Origin of the sequence: Pseudomonas sp. BNK-7, from assembly GCF_048072025.1 — a bacterium.
Lineage (GTDB): Bacteria > Pseudomonadota > Gammaproteobacteria > Pseudomonadales > Pseudomonadaceae > Aquipseudomonas > Aquipseudomonas danubii.
Genome location: NZ_CP182252.1, coordinates 516,239 through 534,954 on the forward strand (window position 1 = coordinate 516,239; position 18,716 = coordinate 534,954).

The 18,716-nt window shown below is 64.7% G+C and carries 17 protein-coding genes and 1 pseudogene; 7 read left to right on the plus strand and 11 right to left on the minus strand.

Features of this window, described 5'->3' with window-relative positions:
• Positions 1 to 372: 372 nt before the first annotated feature.
• From ACMGF8_RS02405 to ACMGF8_RS02430, 6 genes are all read right to left on the minus strand, one after another.
• A complete protein-coding gene (locus tag ACMGF8_RS02405; protein ID WP_102861994.1) occupies positions 373 to 1,143 on the minus strand; it encodes an electron transfer flavoprotein subunit beta in 771 nt (256 codons plus the stop codon).
• A 9-nt stretch (positions 1,144 to 1,152) separates the two neighbouring features.
• Positions 1,153 to 2,373: an electron transfer flavoprotein subunit alpha/FixB family protein gene (locus ACMGF8_RS02410; RefSeq protein ID WP_207166684.1), complete on the minus strand. Its 1,221-nt coding sequence runs from the start codon at positions 2,371 to 2,373 to the stop codon at positions 1,153 to 1,155.
• The gene (gene dgcB, locus ACMGF8_RS02415; protein ID WP_416758581.1) at positions 2,373 to 4,322 is read right to left on the minus strand and encodes a dimethylglycine demethylation protein DgcB; all 1,950 of its coding nucleotides are present in this window, start codon (positions 4,320 to 4,322) and stop codon (positions 2,373 to 2,375) included. The genes ACMGF8_RS02410 and dgcB overlap by 1 nt, the downstream gene beginning before the upstream one ends.
• A 147-nt stretch (positions 4,323 to 4,469) precedes the next feature.
• The gene (gene dgcA / locus ACMGF8_RS02420; protein WP_416758583.1) at positions 4,470 to 6,530 is read right to left on the minus strand and encodes a dimethylglycine demethylation protein DgcA; all 2,061 of its coding nucleotides are present in this window, start codon (positions 6,528 to 6,530) and stop codon (positions 4,470 to 4,472) included.
• A 15-nt stretch (positions 6,531 to 6,545) separates the two neighbouring features.
• Positions 6,546 to 7,076, minus strand: coding sequence for a 4-vinyl reductase (locus tag ACMGF8_RS02425; RefSeq protein ID WP_115581111.1), 531 nt, complete (start codon positions 7,074 to 7,076; stop codon positions 6,546 to 6,548).
• A gap of 161 nt (positions 7,077 to 7,237) precedes the next feature.
• Positions 7,238 to 8,215, minus strand: a complete 978-nt coding sequence (locus ACMGF8_RS02430) for a dipeptidase (RefSeq protein WP_102861999.1) — start codon at positions 8,213 to 8,215, stop codon at positions 7,238 to 7,240.
• A gap of 236 nt (positions 8,216 to 8,451) precedes the next feature.
• Here ACMGF8_RS02430 and ACMGF8_RS02435 point away from each other — a divergent pair, with 236 nt between their 5' ends.
• Positions 8,452 to 8,853 (plus strand): lysozyme inhibitor LprI family protein, encoded by a 402-nt coding sequence (locus tag ACMGF8_RS02435; RefSeq protein WP_102862000.1) that lies wholly within the window; start codon positions 8,452 to 8,454, stop codon positions 8,851 to 8,853.
• Between the two features lie 116 nt (positions 8,854 to 8,969).
• Here ACMGF8_RS02435 and ACMGF8_RS02440 read toward each other — a convergent pair whose 3' ends face one another.
• From ACMGF8_RS02440 to ACMGF8_RS02450, 3 genes are read right to left on the minus strand one after another with little or no spacing between them, the layout of a single operon-like run.
• A complete protein-coding gene (locus ACMGF8_RS02440; protein WP_180988538.1) occupies positions 8,970 to 9,308 on the minus strand; it encodes a hydroxyisourate hydrolase in 339 nt (112 codons plus the stop codon).
• Between the two features lie 8 nt (positions 9,309 to 9,316).
• Positions 9,317 to 9,826 (minus strand): nucleoside deaminase, encoded by a 510-nt coding sequence (locus tag ACMGF8_RS02445; protein WP_102862002.1) that lies wholly within the window; start codon positions 9,824 to 9,826, stop codon positions 9,317 to 9,319.
• A gap of 58 nt (positions 9,827 to 9,884) precedes the next feature.
• Entirely contained in the window at positions 9,885 to 11,222 is a 1,338-nt protein-coding gene (locus ACMGF8_RS02450) for a nucleobase:cation symporter-2 family protein (RefSeq protein WP_102862003.1), read from the minus strand.
• Positions 11,223 to 11,403: 181 nt separating this feature from the next.
• Between ACMGF8_RS02450 and ACMGF8_RS02455 the strand changes: the two genes are divergently transcribed.
• The 3 genes and pseudogenes from ACMGF8_RS02455 to ACMGF8_RS02465 all read left to right on the plus strand — a co-directional run bounded on the left by ACMGF8_RS02455 (position 11,404) and on the right by ACMGF8_RS02465 (position 12,883).
• Positions 11,404 to 12,318, plus strand: coding sequence for a LysR family transcriptional regulator (locus ACMGF8_RS02455; RefSeq protein WP_207166686.1), 915 nt, complete (start codon positions 11,404 to 11,406; stop codon positions 12,316 to 12,318).
• 33 nt (positions 12,319 to 12,351) lie between these two features.
• A pseudogene (locus ACMGF8_RS02460) lies at positions 12,352 to 12,432 on the plus strand (transcriptional regulator); the annotation flags it as partial.
• A gap of 34 nt (positions 12,433 to 12,466) precedes the next feature.
• The gene (locus tag ACMGF8_RS02465; protein ID WP_102862005.1) at positions 12,467 to 12,883 is read left to right on the plus strand and encodes a DUF3010 family protein; all 417 of its coding nucleotides are present in this window, start codon (positions 12,467 to 12,469) and stop codon (positions 12,881 to 12,883) included.
• Between the two features lie 318 nt (positions 12,884 to 13,201).
• Here ACMGF8_RS02465 and ACMGF8_RS02470 read toward each other — a convergent pair whose 3' ends face one another.
• Both ACMGF8_RS02470 and ACMGF8_RS02475 read right to left on the minus strand, forming a co-directional pair.
• Entirely contained in the window at positions 13,202 to 14,377 is a 1,176-nt protein-coding gene (locus ACMGF8_RS02470) for an AAA family ATPase (protein WP_207166687.1), read from the minus strand.
• Between the two features lie 68 nt (positions 14,378 to 14,445).
• The gene (locus tag ACMGF8_RS02475; RefSeq protein ID WP_207166688.1) at positions 14,446 to 15,405 is read right to left on the minus strand and encodes a GlxA family transcriptional regulator; all 960 of its coding nucleotides are present in this window, start codon (positions 15,403 to 15,405) and stop codon (positions 14,446 to 14,448) included.
• Positions 15,406 to 15,599: 194 nt separating this feature from the next.
• Here ACMGF8_RS02475 and ACMGF8_RS02480 point away from each other — a divergent pair, with 194 nt between their 5' ends.
• From ACMGF8_RS02480 to ACMGF8_RS02490, 3 genes are all read left to right on the plus strand, one after another.
• Positions 15,600 to 16,544 (plus strand): choline ABC transporter substrate-binding protein, encoded by a 945-nt coding sequence (locus tag ACMGF8_RS02480; protein ID WP_102881109.1) that lies wholly within the window; start codon positions 15,600 to 15,602, stop codon positions 16,542 to 16,544.
• Positions 16,545 to 16,632: 88 nt separating this feature from the next.
• Entirely contained in the window at positions 16,633 to 17,520 is an 888-nt protein-coding gene (locus ACMGF8_RS02485; protein WP_102862009.1) for a 3-keto-5-aminohexanoate cleavage protein, read from the plus strand.
• Positions 17,521 to 17,677: 157 nt separating this feature from the next.
• Positions 17,678 to 18,643, plus strand: coding sequence for an L-carnitine dehydrogenase (locus tag ACMGF8_RS02490; protein WP_207166689.1), 966 nt, complete (start codon positions 17,678 to 17,680; stop codon positions 18,641 to 18,643).
• Positions 18,644 to 18,716 lie beyond the last annotated feature (73 nt).

An 18,716-nucleotide genomic window follows, 5' to 3' on the forward strand; every position in this document is an offset into this window, starting at 1 on the left:
GTGCTGTGCAAAAGTCTCTTCGGCTACTTCCCTGCCCTGGAAAAAAAGCCATGAAAATCGCCAGCTTAGACTGATCAAAATTCGAACAGACGGCTGCAGAGCTTGTTCCACAAGGGCTTGAGCAAGGCGCGAACACCTTATCCACAGGTACGCACACAGGGATTGTGAGTAACCCATCGCTACTCTTGTCGGAGCTGGCTTGCCAGGGAACGACGATGCCCAGAGGTGAGTAAAACCCTAGCGGCCCCTTCGCCGGCAAGCCGGCTCCTACGGCGGGTGCAGGCGCGATGTCCCTGGTAGGAGCTGGCTTGCCAGCGAACGGCGGTGCCCAGAGGTGGGTGCACGGCCCGGGGGCTGTGCATAAACCTGAGCTCAGCGGACCACGCCTTCTTCGATGAGCAACTTGAGAATGGCCTCGGCGCCGGCCTCGGGGCTCACGCCCTTGAGCACTTGGCCGGTGCCGCCGCTGGCCTTGGCGGTGGCGGCCTTCATGCGATCCGCGCCGCTCTTGGCCTTGATCACTTTCAGGCGCTTGGGCCGGGGTTTGGCCGGTTGCAGGCTGGAGGCTGTGAATAACTCGTCTTCCACCACCACGACCTGATCGGCCTGCAACAGACCACGGCGCGCCGGGCCATAGGCGCTCTGGCGCGGTTTCGGCGCAGCGTTATCCACAGTGGCAAGGAACGGCAGGCGCACCTTGAGCCGGCGCCGCTGGCCACGGGGCAAGGCTTGCAGGACATGGGCCACGCCATCGGCCAGGGATTCGACTTGCGCCAGTCCCACCACCAGCGGCCAACCCAGGTTCTCCGCCAGCAAAAACGGCAGCATGCCGGAACCTTCGCCGGTTTCTGCCTGGCTGCCGGTGAGCACCATCTGAGCGCCCGCGTCGCGCAGGTACTGGGTCAGGATCGGCAGGGCATCAGCGCCCGCTGGCTGTTCCAGCACGTGCAGCTGTTCCAGGCCCATGCCCAGGTAAGCACGCAGGGCCGGTTCGGCGACGTCGCCGGCATGCAGCACCTGCAGTTTGTCCCCCGCCAGTTGCAGGCCCAGTTCCACCGCACGGGCGTCTTGCTCGGCACGCCGTGGACGGCCGGAGGTCGGGTGCGCGCCTATCGATACCAGGCTGATCACAGTGCTGTTCATAACGTCCCCTTAAGCCGCATCGCGCTTGGCATCGTTGCGGTAAGCCGCTACCGCCGCGATCAAGGCCTTGAGAATTTCCGCGCTGTCGCCAATCACCGACAAGTCGGCGCGTTTGATCATGTCGCAGCCCGGATCGAGGTTGATGGCCACCACCTTGTCGCAGGCGCCGATACCCTGCAGGTGCTGGATCGCCCCGGAAATCCCCACCGCCACATAGACCCGCGCGGTGACCCAGATGCCACTGGCCCCCACTTGCCGATCCCGGGCCATGAAGCCGTCGTCCACCGCCACCCGCGAGGCGCCTTCGGTAGCACCCAGGGCCGCGGCGGTCTGGTGAAACAGTGGCCAGTCCTTGACCCCGTTGCCCCCGGAAAAGATGAATTCGGCCTCGGCCATGGGAATCGCCGCCGGGTCCACCGCCACCGCACCCAGATCCTCGATGCGTGCCAGGCTGCGGGCAACGCTTGTGGATAACTCCACCGGCAAGGCTTCGTGGCGGGTTTCGCTGACCGGCTCGGCGCATTCGGCGGCGGCCAGGATCAGGCGTGGCGCCGGCCGCGCCAGGTCCTGCAGGCCAGCACCGGCCCGGCCAATGCATTGCCCGTCCTTGACCTGCCAGACCCGGGTCGCCGGGCGTTCGCCCAGGGCCGCGGCCAGGCGCCGACCCAGTTCGCCGCCACCGGTGCGGCTGTCGGGCAGCAGCCAGTGACGCGGGCTGAACTGGTTATCCACAGCCCGCAGGCCCTGCACCCGTTGTTCCGGTGCATAACCGTCGAACTCGCTGCCAGGCAGCACCAGCAGGCGGTCGACGCCCGCGGTGGCAAAGGCCGACTCCTTGTGCTCGCCAAACACCACCGCCAGCACCGCGCCGTCCTGGCCCGCCAGTTGCCGGGCCAGGCCCAGCAGGTCGCGGTCGTGGCTGCTCAGGCGGCCGCCGACCATGTCCGGCACCACGTTGATGTAGAACGCCGGTTGCGCCACCTGATGCAGCGGCAACTGCACCTCGGCCGCCGCCGTGCGCTTGGCACTGCCGCCCTGCTGGGCGCCGCTGCGGTCGATGCGCTTGAGGCCGTTGGGGCCGATGAAACCGATGCCATGGGGGTTCTTGCGGATCAGGCCATTGGGCCCCATCCAGCTGTGCTGCGCCGGCTGCATGGCCGCGTGCAGCGGGTGCAGGCGGTTGCGGGCGATCCACTCGGCGCGGGGATCGCGGCGGATAATCTCGCTCATCAATGCACCTCCGCAGGTTCGGGTTTCACCGCCGCCGGGGCTTTGCCCGGGGCGACGTCTTCGAGCAAGGCATCGGCCACCAGCTCGGCGATGTCCTTGATCATCGGCCGTGGCTCCACCACCCCTTCGAGCATCGCCGTGCACTGTGGACAACCCACGGCCACCAGCTCGGCGCCGGTCTCGCGGATGTCTTCCATGCGCATGTCGGGAATCCGCTGCTTGCCCGGAATGTCGGTGATCGGCGCGCCGCCGCCACCGCCGCAGCAACGGGAACGGAAGCCCGAGCGCTGCATTTCCTTGATCTCGATGCCCAGGGCCCGCAGCACTTCGCGCGGCGCTTCGTACTCGCCGTTGTAGCGCCCCAGGTAGCAAGGGTCGTGATAGGTCACGCTGCTGCCCTTGTGCTGGCCCAGGTTCAGTGCACCGGCGTCGATCAGCTCAGCCAGGTAGGTGCTGTGGTGCTGCACCAGATAGTGGCCGTTGAAGGCGCCGTATTCGTTCTTCAGCACATGGAAACTGTGGGGATCGCAGGTGACGATGCGCTTGAAGCGGTACTTGGCCAGGGTCTGGATATTGCGCTTGGCCAGCAGCTGGAAGGTCGCTTCGTCCCCCAGGCGCCGGGCCACATCGCCGCTGTCGCGCTCTTCCAGGCCGAGCACGGCGAAGTCCACCTTGGCCGCCTTGAGCACCTTGACGAAGGCGCGCAGGGTGCGCTGGTTGCGCATGTCGAAGGCGCCGTCGCCGACCCAGAACAGCACGTCGGTACTCTGCTTGTCGCTGAGCAGGGACAGGTTCAGGTCCGCCGCCCAGTTCATCCGTCCGCCCGGGTTGAAGCCGCCGGGGTTGTCGGTGGCGATCAGGTTCTCCAGGACCTCGGCGCCCTTGTTCGGGGTCGCGCCCTTCTCCAGGGTCAGGTGGCGGCGCATGTCGACGATGGCATCGACGTGCTCGATCATCATCGGGCATTCCTCGACGCAGGCCCGGCAGGTGGTGCAGGACCACAGGGTCTCGGCGTCCACCAGGCCGTTGACGATGGGCTGGTGCGGATGGCCGCCATGTTCGCCGATGGGCTTTCCTGGGTAAGGGCTGCCAGCGAACTGCGCATCGGTGCCACCGGCCAGGCCGACCACCATGTCCTGAATCAGCTTTTTCGGGTTCAGCGGCTGGCCGGCGGCGAAGGCCGGGCACGCCGCCTCGCACTTGCCGCACTGCACGCAGGCGTCGAAGCCCAGCAGCTGGTTCCAGGTGAAGTCCTTGGGTTTTTCCACGCCCAGGGGCGCGCTGGGGTCTTCCAGGTCCAGCGGCTTGAGGCCGGTGGAGCGGCCGCCGCCAAAGCGTTCGGCGCGGCGGTGCCAGGCCAGGTGCAAGGCGCCAGCGAAGGCGTGCTTCATCGGCCCGCCCCAGGTCATGCCGAAAAACAGCTCGGACACGCCCCACAGCACACCGACCGCCAGAATCGTCGCCAGCAGCCAGCCACCGAAGTGTTCCGGCAGGATCCCGGCCACCGGCAAGGTCACCACAAAGAAACTCACCGAGAACGCCAGCAGGCTTTTCGGCAGGCGCATCCACGGGCCCTTGGACAGGCGTGCCGGTGGGTTGCGCCGACGTTTGGCGACGAACAGCGCGCCAACGAACATCAGCGTGGTGGCCAGTAGCAAGGCGTAGCCGAGGATGCGGTTATGCAGGCCAAAACCATGCACCAGGATCGCCAGCACCGCCGCCAGGACAAAGCCGCCCGCCGTGGCCACGTGGGTGTTGGCCATGTACTTGTCCCGGGCCACCACATGGTGCAGGTCCACCATGTAGCGCTTGGGCATGGCCAGCAGGCCGCCGAGCAGATCGACCTTGGAGGCCCGCCCCTGGCGCCACAGGGCCACGCGCCGCAGCGCGCCGAGGACCGCAAGGCCGACGGCGGCGAACAACAGAATGGGAAGAAGGGTGTTCAACATGGTGGAGCTCCCAAAGACCGGGTCGGTCGTTGTAGCCGCTGCCGCAGGCTGCGCCCGGGCGGCACTGCGTCACAGGACAGATGCTCTTGAGGGCCCCGGAAGGCCCTTCGGGCCTTATCGCAGCCTGCGGCAGCGGCTACAGGTGGCTTAGAAATCCTTGCACAGGCGCAGTGCGTCGTAGATCGCGGCATGGGTGTTGCGCTGGGATACGCAGTCGCCGATGCGGAACAACAGGTAGCCCTCCCCCGTCTCGCTCAGGCACGGCTGCGGCTTGATCGCGAACAGCGCCTCAACGTCGATCTGACCCTTGTTGCGCGAACCTTCCTTGAGCCCGTAGTAGAGCTCCTCGTCAGGACGCACGCCGTTTTCCACCACCACCTGATCCACCACCCGCTCTTCGCGGGCGCCGGTGTATTCGTTCTCCAGCACCGCCACCAGCTTGTCGCCCTCGCGGTAGACCTTCTCCAGGGTCAGGTCCCCGGTCATGATCACTTCCTTGGGGTACAGGCTGCGGTAGTAGGTGGGGAACGAGGTGCCGCCCACGGCGATGCCCGGCTTGATGTCATCAGTGACGATCTCCACTTGCGAGCCCTTGTCGGCGATGAAGTCAGTGACCGACATGCCGGTGAACTCGCAGATGGTGTCGTACACCAGCACGTTCTTGCCCGGCGCCACCTTGCCGTCGAGGATGTCCCAGCTGCTGACCACCAACCCTTCGGCGGCGCCCCAGTGCTCGTTCTGCTCGATGAATGGATGGCCGCCCACGGCCAGCACCACCACGTCGGGGCGCAGGTCGAGGATGGTCGCGGTGTCCGCCGCGGTGCCCAGGCGCAGGTCGACTTTCAAGCGCGCCAGTTCCAGCTGATACCAGCGGGTAATGCCAGCGATCTGATCCCGTTGCGGGGCCTTGGAGGCGGTGGTGATCTGCCCGCCAATGGCTTCTTTTTTCTCGAACAGGGTCACGTCGTGGCCACGTTCGGCCGCCACGCGAGCGGCTTCCATACCGGCAGGACCGGCGCCGACCACCACCACCTTGCGCTTGATGCCGGTGGTTTTCTCGATGATGTGCGGCACGCCCATGTATTCACGGGACGTGGCGGCGTTCTGGATGCACAGCACGTCCAGGCCCTGGTACTGGCGGTCGATGCAATAGTTGGCGCCGACGCACTGCTTGATCTGATCGATCTGGCCCATCTTGATCTTGGCGATCAGGTGCGGGTCGGCCATGTGGGCGCGGGTCATGCCGACCATGTCGACGTAACCGCCTTCGAGAATCCGCGTGGCCTGGTTCGGGTCCTTGATGTTCTGTGCGTGCAGCACCGGAACCTTGACCACTTCCTTGATGCCCGCCGCCAGGTGCAGGAACGGCTCCGGCGGGAAGCTCATGTTGGGGATCACGTTGGCCAGGGTGTTGTGGGTGTCGCAGCCCGAGCCGACCACGCCGAGGAAGTCCAGCATGCCGGTGTCGTCGTAGTACTTGGCGATCTGTTTCATGTCCTCGTGGGACAGGCCGTCCGGGTGGAACTCGTCACCGCAGATGCGCATGCCAACGCAGAAATCGTCACCGACTTCGGCGCGCACCGCCTTGAGCACTTCCAGGCCGAAACGCATGCGTTTCTCGAAGGTGCCGCCCCATTCGTCGGTACGCTTGTTGACCCGCGGGCTCCAGAACTGGTCGATCATGTGCTGGTGCACAGCCGACAGTTCGACGCCGTCCAGGCCGCCGGCCTTGGCCCGACGCGCAGCCTGGGCGTAGTTGCCGATCACCCGCCAGATCTCTTCCGGCTCAATGGTCTTGCAAGTGGCGCGGTGCACCGGCTCACGCACCCCGGACGGCGACATCAGGGTCGGCCAGTTGAAGCCGTCCCAACGCGAGCGCCGGCCCATGTGGGTAATCTGGATCATGATCTTGGCGCCATGCTTGTGCATGGCGTCGGCCAGGTTCTGGAAGTGCGGGATGATGCGGTCGGTGGACAGGTTCACCGAGCTCCACCATTCCTGGGGGCTGTCGATGGCCACCACCGAGGAACCACCGCAGATGGCCAGGCCGATGCCGCCCTTGGCCTTTTCTTCGTAGTACTTCACATACCGTTCAGTCGTCATGCCGCCGTCGGTGGCATAGACCTCAGCGTGGGCGGTGCTCAGCACACGGTTGCGGATGGTCAGTTTGCCGATCTGGATCGGCTGGAACATCGCTTCGAAAGCCATTTTTCTTAACTCCGCTTACAACGGTTTGACGACGAACAGGCCATCGTCGTGGCCTTCTTCGGAACCACCGTAAACCTGCTCTGCCACGGTGCGGATCGTGCTGCCACGGGCGGCCAGGATCTGGTCCATGGCGCCGGCGAACCAGCCGGTGAACATGTAGTCGACCTTGCGCCCGACCTTGCCGTAGACGTAGACGAACGCCGAGTGTTCGAGCTTGACGCTGGCGGTGCCTTTATCCAGGTCGATGTCCTGGATCTTGAACAGCCCCCAGCCGCGCTGGGACAGCCGCTTCATGTAGTGCTCGAACACCGCGACGCCTTCCAGGCCGTGGCATTCGGCTTCCTTTTCGCACCAGTGCCAGGCGGACTTGTAGCCGGCCTTGTAGAGGATCTCGGCGTAGGCATCGGCGCCCAGGACTTCCTCGATGCCCATGTGGTTGTTGACGAAGAAGTGCCGCGGCACGTAGAGCATCGGCAGGGCGTCGGAGGTCCAGACACCGGTTTCGCTGTCGACTTCGATAGGCAGTTGCGGGGCGATCTTGGCCATGTTTCAAAACTCCGGAATTCTGTGGATAAGTACGTCTGTAGCCGCTGCCGCAGGCTGGGAAAAGGCTCGAAGAGCCTTCCGAGGGCCGCAACAGCGCGTCTCCTTCGGAGCCGATCGCAGCCTGCGGCAGCGGCTACAGGAATGTGCTGTGGGGGGTGGCCTTATTCGCCCCAGACGTCCTTCAGGACGCTGACCCAGTTCTCGCCCATGATCTTGCGCACCACGCGCTCGCTGTGGCCGCGCTTGAGCAGGGTCTCGGTGAGGTTGGGGAACTCGCCCACGGTGCGGATGCCCAGGGGGTTGATGATCTTGCCGAAGTTGGTCAGGCGCCGGGCGTAGCCCTTGTCGTGGGTCAGGTATTCGAAGAAGTCCTGGCCGTGGCCCTGGGTGAAGTCGGTGCCGATGCCGATGGAATCCTCACCGACGATGTTCATGGTGTATTCGATGGCTTCGGCGTAATCGTCGATGGTCGAATCGATGCCCTTGGCCAGGAACGGCGCGAACATGGTCACGCCGACGAAACCGCCGTGGTCGGCAATGAATTTAAGCTCGGCGTCGGACTTGTTGCGCGGGTGCTCCTTGAGCCCCGACGGCAGGCAGTGGGAGTAGCAGACCGGTTTCTTGGATTCGAGGATCACTTCCTCGCTGGTCTTGGAACCGACGTGGGACAGGTCGCACATCACCCCGACGCGGTTCATCTCGGCGACGATCTCGCGGCCGAACCCCGAGAGCCCGCCATCACGCTCGTAGCAGCCGGTGCCCACCAGGTTCTGGGTGTTGTAGCACATCTGCACGATACCCACGCCCAGCTGCTTGAACACCTCGACGTAGCCGATCTGGTCTTCGAAAGCGTGGGCATTCTGGAAGCCGAAGAGGATGCCGGTCTTGCCCACTTCCTTGGCCTTGCGGATATCCGCGGTGGTGCGCACCGGCATCACCAGGTCGCTGTTTTCGCGGATCAGTTTCTGGCTGGCGGCAATGTTGTTGACCGTGGCCTGGAACCCTTCCCAAACCGACACCGTGCAGTTGGCTGCGGTCAGGCCGCCCTTGCGCATGTCCTCGAACAGCTCGCGGTTCCACTTGGCAATGATCAGCCCGTCGATAACGATGCTGTCGGCGTGTAATTCGGCTGGGCTCATCAGGCTGTCCCCTTATTGGCGATTCATGCGCCGAATCGTCTGCCGGCGCTTTGGGGTCAGCATATGCTTGAGGGCCGGGGCGCCCCGGTGCAAAAACGACAGGGGAATTGCCGAAAGCGTCAAGACCCGACAAAGGGCCGGATGTGGGGGCATGGCGCCCTCTGTTCTTTGCCTGGGGCTTGCGCCAGAATTCGCCGCTTCAACGAAAGCTTCACTGGATGAGGGGCAGTGCTGCAATGAAACCGATCTTCCTGGCCTTGATATTGATAGCCACCGGCGTACAGGCGGCCGAAGAGGCCGACAGCACGCCCTGCGACGGCGTGGAACACGACGTGCAGACCCTGGAATGCGCGACCTACAACCGCACCACCGCCGAGCAGTTGCTAAGCGACAACGTGCAAAGCCTGCTGGAACGCCTGGGCACCCTGTACGGCAACGACAAGGCGCAACTGGCCGACATCAGCGCCAAGGTCAAGAACGCCCAGCAGCTGTGGCAGAAGCAACGCGACGCCGACTGCGCAGTGGAATCCTTCCCGGCCAAGCCCGGAACCAAGGCCTACACCATCGCCACCAACGATTGCCTGGCGCGGATGAGCGACGAGCGCTCGGAGTTCATCGAGTCCATCGCCCAGGAATGACCCGCTAGCGCTGGTAGGAGCGGGCTTGCCCGTAAAAAACGCCCTGCCGAACCCGGTGCGGCGGTTGCGACGGTTTCGCGAGCCAGCTCGCTCCTGCAAGCCGGGTCAACGCCGGGTCAGGCGCCGCCGCGAAAGCATGAGACGCCCCAGGCGGTGAGCTTGAACGGCAGGTGGTAGTGCTGGCGCGGGTCGTCCAGGCCGAAGCGGTAGACCAGCACATCCAGGAAGGGCTGCGTGGGCAGCACCTGTCCTTGCTGGCGATAGAACGCCGCCACGTCCAGTTCCACCTCGTAAAGGCCCGGCCCGAAGCTGGCCGCGCACGCTGGCAGGCCATCCAACAGGCCATTGCTGCCGATCCGCCCCTGGCACAACCACTCGCCGCCCAGGCGCCGCACCCGTACCGCCATGCCTTCGGCCACCTGGCCGCTGGCGACATCCACCACGTGGATGGACACCCCGCCACTCATTTCCAGAACCCCACATGGGCCCGGGACGCTTCGTGTTCCAGCATCGGCCCCAGCACCGGGATCTGCCGCTGCCCGCGGGCAAAGACTTCACGGCACGGCAGGGAAAAGGTCGGGTTTTCCGGGTGGTCGCCGGTCAGTGCCAGCAAGGCGTGTTCGGACAGGGCGTAGACCACCCGACCAATCCCGGTCCAGTAGATGGCCCCGGCGCACATGCAGCAGGGCTCGGCGCTGGTGTACAGGGTGCACTGGGCCAGCTCCTCGGGGCCCAGGAGCCTTGCGGCCTTGGCGGCAGCGGCGAGTTCGGCGTGCTGGGTCGGGTCGCCTTCGGGAGGCATGGAGTTGTTGCCGGCACTGGCAATGATCTTGCCGTTGCGGTCCGCCACCAGGGCGGCGAACGGGTGGCGACCACGGGCCTTGGCCTCTTCGGCCAGTTCAATGCTCTGGCGCAGCAGTTGCAAGTCCAGCTGGCTGACGCCGGCAGGGATGGGGGAAAGAACCTGGGTCATTTGACCTCCTTTTCATGGACAGGGGCCCGCCGGGAAAAAGCGGGCCTGATAGCAGTCTTCAGTCACCAAGCCCGGCCTGGGCGGCCAGTTCTTGGGCCGCAGACATGCGCGGATTGAGCAGCAGGTTGAGCACGATGGCGGTGAGGGCGCCGAGGAAGATGCCGCTTTCCAGCAGCAGTTTGAGGGGGCCGTGGGCCTGGGCGAACAACGCCGGAAAGGACATCGGCAGCACGCCGACACTGACCGACACGGCGACGATGATGCCGTTGCCAGTGCCCTCGAACCTCACCCGTGACAGCTCCTGGATGCCGGCCACGGTGGTCATGCCGAACATGACGATGGCGCAGCCCCCCAGTACCGGGGTCGGCACCGCAGCCACCAGCGCCCCGAGCTTGGGAAACAGCCCCATGAGCACCATGATCGCGCCGGCTGCCGCCACCACGAAGCGGCTCTTGATCTTGGAGAGCGCGATCAGTCCGGTGTTCTGGGTGAAGGCGTTGTAGGGGAAGCTGTTGAACAGGCCGCCGAGCAGGGTGGACAGGCCGTCGGCGCGGAAGGCGTCCCCCAGGGTGAGCTGGGTGGTCGGCTTGCCGGTGAGCTTGCCAATGGCCAGGCAGTTGCCGGTGGTCTCGGCCATGATCACCAGCATCGCCAGGGTCATGATCAGGATCGGCATCAGGGAGAATTGCGGAGCCCCGAAGGCCATGGGCGGGCTCAGCTCGAACCAGGCCGCTTCGCCCACCTGGGCAAAGTGGGTCATGCCGCAGGCCGCAGCGATCAGGCTGCCCACCAGCAGCCCGATCAGCACACTGAGGTTGCCGATAAAGCCGGAGAACTTGCCATAGATCACCAGGGTCACCGCCACCGTGGCCAGCCCCAGCAACAGGTTGGCCGGTGCGCCGAAATCCTCGGCGGCGGGGTTGCCGCCCCCCAGCCAGACGGCCGCCGCCGGCATCAGGGAAATGCCGATGATGGTGATCAGGCTGCCGATCACTACCGGTGGAAAGAACCTCAGCAGACGGCTGAACAGCGGAGCCAGGGCAATGGTCAGGACCCCAGCGGCGATCACCGCGCCGAACACCTCGGCCAGGCCGAACTGCTTGCCGATCATGATCATCGGCGCCAGGGCAATGAAGGAGCAGCCCTGGATCAACGGCAAGCGTGCGCCGAAGCGCCAGAAGCCCAGGGTCTGGATCAGGGTGGCAACGCCGGACGTCAGCAGGTTGGCGTTGATCAGTAAAACCACCTGGGCCGCAGTCAAGCCCAGGGCATTGCCTAGAATCAACGGCACCGCCACCGCACCGGCATACATCACCAGCACATGCTGCAGGCCGAAGGTGAACAACTGGCGAACGGGCAGGACCTCGTCCACTGGGTGAACCCGGGGAATGTTCATGTCGCAGATCTCCTGAAAGTGCAGCTCTTGTTGTTGTTCTGGCAGGCATCCGGGGGCAATGCCCCGGCAGGATGTACGAACGTCGGCGCCCATGATCTGTGCTTGAATACGATGCAACAAATGAGCAGCCATCGTTTTTAACGATGGATTGGACAAGCCTGTCCTGGGGTCGGGAGACGCGATGCGCTTTTCACTGGAACAACTGCAGATGTTCGTTCAGGCCGCACAAACCGGCTCGTTCTCGGCCGCTGCCCGCAAGCTGGGCAAGACCCAGTCCACGGTCAGCGTGGCCATCGCCAATCTGGAGGCCGACCTGGGAGTGGAGTTGTTCGACCGCAGCAGCCGCAGCCCGGTGCTGACCGCCAGCGGAAAGAAGATGCTGCTGCAGGCCGAGGCGGTGCTGGAGCGCTGCCTGACCCTGCAAGCCAATGCCGACTGTCTGTCGGAAGCGCTGGAGCCGCAGTTGTCCATCGTGATCGAAACCCCTTACGGCCCGCTGATGCCGGTCTTGCGCGAGTTCGAGCAGGCCTTCCCCTATGTCGACCTGCTGATCCGTCATCCGCTGTCCGGAGATGCCAGTGAGCTGGTGGCCCGAGGCGATGCGGTGCTGGGGATCGCCTTTTCGCAACCGGGCTATCCCCAGGAGCTGGAGTTCCAGCAGATGGGCAAGCTGATCATGTTGCACGTCTGCCACCCGGATCATCCCCTGGCCCGGCTGGACAACGTGACCTTCGACGACCTGCATGGGCATCGGCGCCTGGCCTTCAGCGCCCACGCCGACAAGCTGCCCAGCAGCGAGTACCTGCGCTGCAGCCAACTGTGGCAGGCGGAAAACTACCTGGCGCTGCTGGAAATGGTCCGCGCCGGCCTGGGCTGGGCCACCCTGCCCCGGCAACTGATCCAGCGTGAACTGGCCAAGGGCGAGCTGGTGGAGCTGCAACTGGGGGCGTATCCCTACACCGACTGGCTGGTGGGCGTGGACCTGATCTGGGCCCGGCAACGGGTGATGGGCAAGGCCGAACGCTGGCTCAAGGAACGCCTGCTGCGGCACAAGGTGTACGAAGTGGATCGGCGCGGGCAGTCCACGACCTGGTAACGCTGGCGCGGGCAACAAAGGGACAAGGTTCTGAGCGTGGCCCGACCCCGCAAGAGCACCCGGGAAAAAATTGCCGCCGTCTTCGGTATACGCGCCGACCAGCTGGAGCTGTAAGCTGCGCCCCACTCAACGATTGAAAGGGTTACTCATGAGCATCTGCGGTATCGAGATCAAGGGCAGCGAAGCCATCTTCGCCCTCGCCTCCCTGCAAGACGGCGCACCGCACCACCAGGCGCTGGCCATCAAGAAGATCGCCCTGGAAGACGACGATGACGCGGGCAACGTTCGCGACTTCGCCGCCCGGATCGACGCCTTTGTCCGTGAACACGGGATTACCCGCATCGCCATCAAGAAGCGCAGCAAGAAAGGCGAATTCGCCGGCGGCCCTACCACCTTCAAGATCGAAGGCGTGCTTCAGTTGCTGGATAATTGCGAAGTGACCCTGCTGTCGCCGCAAACCATCAACGCCCAGCACAAGAAGCACGGCTTCGAGCTGGGGGCGAGCCTCAACAAATACCAGCACGAAGCCTACAAGACCGCTTGCGCGGCCTTGCTGAAGAAATGATCCTGAGGCCCTGCTTGGCGGTCTAACGCCAAACATCCAGCGCACCTGAGATCCTCACCGTTCGCAACGAAACCTGTAGCCGCTGTCGAGCCATGGCGAGGCTGCGACAAGGACCGCAGGGCCTTGCTTGGCGGCCTAACGCCAAACATCCAGCGCGCCTAAGATCCTCACCGTTCGCAACGAAACCTGTAGCCGCTGTCGAGCCATGGCGAGGCTGCGACAAGGACCGCAGGGCCTCGCTTGGCGGTCTAACGCCAAACATCCAGCGCGCCTGAGATCCTCGCGTCCCTGCGGGCCGTTCGCAGCCTGCGGCAGCGGCTACAGTTGGCGCCGATAATGCTGCAGCCAGTCGGCGAATGAATTGTCTTCCAGGGCATAGGCGCCCCGGCTGGACTTCCACACCAACTCCTTTTCCCGCAGGGCATCGATACAGGCTTGCACCGTCTGGGTGCCCGGTTGCGTATCGCTGCCCATGGCCTGCAACGCCTTGGCCACCGCCGCCAGGGTGTCGTCGGTAAAGGGTGCGAACGGCAGGTTGTTGCGCGAACGCTCCACCATCACTTCCAGCACCGCCCGCTGGGACAGGGTCAGACCGTTCCAGGCGCTTTCGAATTCGCTCCAGACCCCGGCGCGGAGAATCTCGGCACTGCTGCGCAACAACTCGTTGAGCTGGCTCGCCTCCCCCAGCTCCAGGGCCACCTGGCCAATGATGCTGCGCAGCATTTCCGGACGCCGGCCAACCCATTCGAAGGCCTGGTCCAGATCATCGGCATTGAACTGGTTGGTGGGCGCCAGATGAGCGTTCAGATGGGCCGTGTAGGCCTTGGTGAAATCCCGTCCCAACAGCGGGAACGGGGTGATGCTCGAACCAAAGAACGGCTGGTTACGGTTGAGCACCAGATGGGCCAGCTTGTCGCGATTGGACCCGGTGAACACCAGCCGCAAGCCGCTGGTATCCATGTCCCGCCCCTGATTGAGCTGATCCCGGGCCGCCTTGAGCGCGAACATGGCATTCAACCCGGCCTCCGAGCTCAAGGCATGCTGGGCCTCGTCGATTATCAGGACCACCGTCTTGCCCGTGGCACTGTGGAGCAATTCCAGGGCCTGGGTCAGGGTCGCGCCTTCGGGCAACTGGGACTTGCTGAAATCCCAGGACAGGGTGCGCAGAAAGCTGAGCTTCTCCACCCCGAGGGACTTGGCCAGTTTGCGAATGCCTTTCTCGAAAGGCACCAGCGCCCCGGCAATGGCCGCGGCGATCAGCTCGGCGGGGTCTTTTTCGCGATTGGCCCAAAGGTCGACATAAACCGCCAGCCAGCCACGGCTCTGGCATTCGGGCAGCAGGTCCTCGCGCAGAAAGGTACTTTTCCCGGTGCGCCGAGGCGCCGCCAGGAACAGCCCCGAGCTGTAATCCTGAATCCCCGAACCCACCAGGCCATCGGCAATATTGAGCGCCAGAGCAGGACGACGAAACACGAAACCGGTGTTTTTCGACATGGTTTTATACTCAATTATTGCCAGGACTATAATTTATAGCCGCGAGTATAATTGACTATAAACCCCTGTCAAACCGACTCCTGGCCGCTCCCCAGCAGGCGTCGGTCTTCACGGGGGCAGTGCACAAAACGCGCGCGGTAACTGCGGGTGAAGTAGGACGGCGACTCAAATCCGCAGGCGATGCTCACCTCCAGCACGCTCATGTCGGTCTGGCGCAGCAGTTGCCGGGCCTTCTCCAGGCGCAGGCCCAGATAGAAGTTGCTCGGGGTGTCGTTCAAGTGCAGGCGGAACAGCCGCTCCAGCTGACGCCGGGTGACCTTGATCGATTCCGCCAGGGCCAGGGTGCTCAGGGGCGGCTCGCTGTGTTGCTCCATCTCGCCGATCACCTGCACCAGTTTCTTGTTGCTGATGCCGTAGCGGCTGGCGACTTCCATGCGCTGGTGGTCCTTGCGCGGGCGGATGCGCCCCAGGACGAACTGTTCGCTGACCTGGATCGCCAGTTGCGGGCCGTGGGCCTGGGCGATCAGGTCGAGCATCATGTCGATGGACGCGGTGCCACCGGCACAGGTGATGCGCCGGCGATCGATCTCGAACAACTCCTGGGTCACGCTCAACTGCGGATAAGACTCCTTGAACGCCTCGATGGCCTCCCAGTGCAGGGTCACCCGGTGCCCCTCCAGCAGCCCGGATTCCGCGAGGATCACGCTGCCGGTGTCGATCCCCCCGAGAGTCACCCCCTCCACGTCCAGGCGCCGCAGCCAGTGTTCCAGGGCGGGACTCAGGCACTTCAACGGCTCGAAACCGGCCACCACCCACAAGGTTGCGCCCTTCTTCAGCGGCTCCAGGGCCGCGTCGACATTGACCGACATGCCGTTGCTGGCCAGCACCGCGCCGCCGTCGGCGCTGAGCACATGCCAGCGATACAGCTCGCCACGAAAACGGTTGGCTACCCGCAGTGGCTCGATGGCGGAAATGAAACCGATGGCGGAGAACCCCGGCATCAGCAGGAAGTAGAAGTCCTGGGACATGCAACGCACTCCGGTGACGGCCAGCGTGGGCCCTGTGATACGCCAAATGCCCCCCTGCCACAAGGGGCCAGGTCGCTGCAGTGCAAGAGTCGGTCGCCGCTGTGCGTTTACCGCCGGCGACGCCTGCGTACCTTGAGCTCACCGACGCACCAAGACGCCGGGATCGACAATAACAACCTGCCGAGGGAACCCACATGAAACGACTGATCAGCCGCTGTGTGCTTGCGCTTAGTGGTAGCGTTTTTCTGACGTCGGGAGCCATGGCCGCCGACGCCCCCAGTTGTCAGAACGTACGCCTGGGCGTGGTCAACTGGACCGACGTGATCGCCACCAGCGCCATGACCCAGGTCCTGCTCGACGGCCTCGGCTACAAGACCAAGCAGACCAGCGCCTCGCAGCAGATCATCTTCGCCGGCATCCGCGACCAGCGCCTGGACCTGTTCCTCGGCTACTGGAACCCGCTGATGACCCAGACCATCACCCCGTTCGTCGACGCCAATCAGGTCAAGGTCCTGGCCGAGCCCAGCCTCAAGGACGCCCGCGCTACCCTGGCCGTCCCCTCCTACCTGGCCGACAAGGGCCTGAAGACCTTCGCCGACATCGCCAGGTTCCAGAAGGAGCTAGGGGGCAAGATCTACGGCATCGAACCCGGCTCGGGAGCCAATACCCAGATCAAGGACATGATCGCCAAGAACCAGTTCGGCCTGGGCAAGTTCCAGCTGGTGGAGTCCAGCGAGGCCGGCATGTTGTCGGCGGTGGCCCGGGCGGTGAAACGCAATGAAGCCATCGTGTTCTTCGGCTGGGCGCCGCACCCGATGAACGTCAACTTCAAGATGACCTACCTCAGCGGCAGCCAGGACGCCCTGGGCCCGAACGAGGGCCAGGCCACGGTCTGGACCGTCACCGCGCCGAACTATGCCGAGCAGTGCCCGAACGTGCACCGGCTGCTGACCAACCTGACCTTCAGCGCCGAGGACGAGAGCCGGATGATGCAGCCGCTGCTGGAGCACAAGGACGCCCTGGAGTCCGCCCGGCAGTGGCTCAAGGACCACCCGCAGGACCAGCAGCGCTGGCTTGAAGGGGTGACCACCTTCGATGGCAAGCCGGCCGCCGAACACCTGCAACTGACCAGTAAATAAACCACCCACACTCGCGCTCCGCAGCCCGCCCAGGGCTGCGCACGGCCACCCCACGCCCCCAGCAAACATGCCTGTAAGGAACCGCACCATGAACCACGACGTCATCATCACCTGCGCACTCACCGGTGCTGGCGACACGACCGCCAAGAGCCCCCATGTGCCGGTCACCCCGAAGCAGATTGCCGCCGCCGCGGTAGAGGCCGCCAAGGCTGGCGCCACGGTGGTCCACTGCCACGTCCGGGACCCTGCGAGCGGCAAGTTCAGCCGTGATGTCGCGCTGTACCGCGAAGTCATGGAGCGCATTCGCGAGGCCGACATCGACATCATCGTCAACCTCACCGCCGGCATGGGCGGCGACCTAGAGATCGGCGCCGGCGAGCATCCCATGGAGTTCGGGCCCAACACCGATCTGGTCGGGCCGCTGACCCGCCTGGCCCATGTCGAGGAACTGCTGCCGGAGATCTGCACCCTGGACTGCGGCACCCTCAACTTCGGCGATGGCGACACCATCTACGTGTCCACCCCGGCCCAACTGCGGGCAGGCGCCAGGCGCATCCAGGAGCTGGGGGTGAAAGCCGAGCTGGAAATCTTCGACACCGGACACCTGTGGTTCGCCAAGCAGATGATCAAGGAAGGCCTGCTGGACAACCCGCTCTTCCAGCTGTGCCTGGGCATTCCCTGGGGCGCCCCGGCGGACACCACCACCATGAAGGCCATGGTCGACAACCTGCCGGCGGATGCGGTCTGGGCCGGCTTCGGTATCGGCCGCATGCAGATGCCCATGGCCGCGCAAGCGGTGCTGCTGGGGGGCAACGTGCGGGTCGGCCTGGAGGACAACCTGTGGCTGGATCGCGGCGTGCTCGCCACCAACGGCCAACTGGTGGAACGGGCCACGGAGATCCTCAGCCGCCTCGGGGCCCGGGTCCTGACCCCGGCCGAGGGCCGCCAGAAAATGGGCCTAAAGCAACGCGGCTGACCCCAATCCACCTCTTTGCGCAGGAGCGAGCTTGCTCGCGAAGAGGCCGTCACATCAGACCCCGTAGCAGCCAGCTTGCCGACGAAGGGGCCCGCAAGGCCGCCAAGCGCTTCGCTGGCAAGCCAGCACCTACAGACTCTTTTTTCAGGAAGACGCGATGACTTTTATCACCAACATCAAAACCTTCGCCGCTCTGGGCAGCGGCGTGATCGGCAGTGGCTGGGTGGCCCGCGCCCTGGCCCACGGCCTGGACGTGGTGGCCTGGGACCCGGCGCCGGGCGCTGAAGCTGCCCTGCGCCAGCGGGTCGCCAACGCCTGGGGCGCTCTGGAAAAACAGGGCCTGGCCCCCGGAGCCTCGCCACAGCGCCTGCGCTTTGTCAGCACCATCGAAGAGTGTGTGAAAGACGCCGACTTCATCCAGGAAAGCGCTCCCGAGCGCCTGGAACTCAAGCTGGAACTGCACAGCAAGATCAGCGCCGCGGCCAAGCCCGACGCCCTGATCGGCTCCAGCACCTCGGGCCTGCTGCCCAGCGAATTCTATGAGGGCTCGACCCACCCGCAACGCTGCGTGGTGGGCCATCCGTTCAACCCGGTGTACCTGCTACCGCTGGTGGAAGTGGTGGGCGGCCAGCACACCGCACCCGAGGCGATACAGGCGGCGATCCAGGTCTATGAATCCTTGGGGATGCGCCCCTTGCATGTGCGCAAGGAAGTCCCGGGCTTCATCGCCGACCGCCTGCTCGAAGCCCTGTGGCGCGAAGCCTTGCACCTGGTCAATGACGGGGTGGCGACCACCGGGGAAATCGACGACGCGATCCGCTTTGGCGCCGGCCTGCGCTGGTCGTTCATGGGCACCTTCCTCACCTACACCCTGGCCGGAGGTGACGCCGGCATGCGTCACTTCATGGCCCAGTTCGGCCCGGCGCTGCAACTGCCCTGGACCTATCTGCCGGCCCCGGAGCTGACCGACAAACTGATCGATGACGTAGTCCAAGGTACCGCCGAGCAACTGGGCAACCACAGCATTTCGGCCCTGGAGCGCTATCGTGATGACTGCCTGCTGGCGGTGCTGGAGGCGGTGAAAACCACCAAGGCCAAGCACGGCATGCACTTTCACGACTAACCCAACCCCCGTAGGAGCTGGCTTGCCAACCAATAGGCCCTCAAGCCAGGCGCAAACCCAACGGACGCCTTCG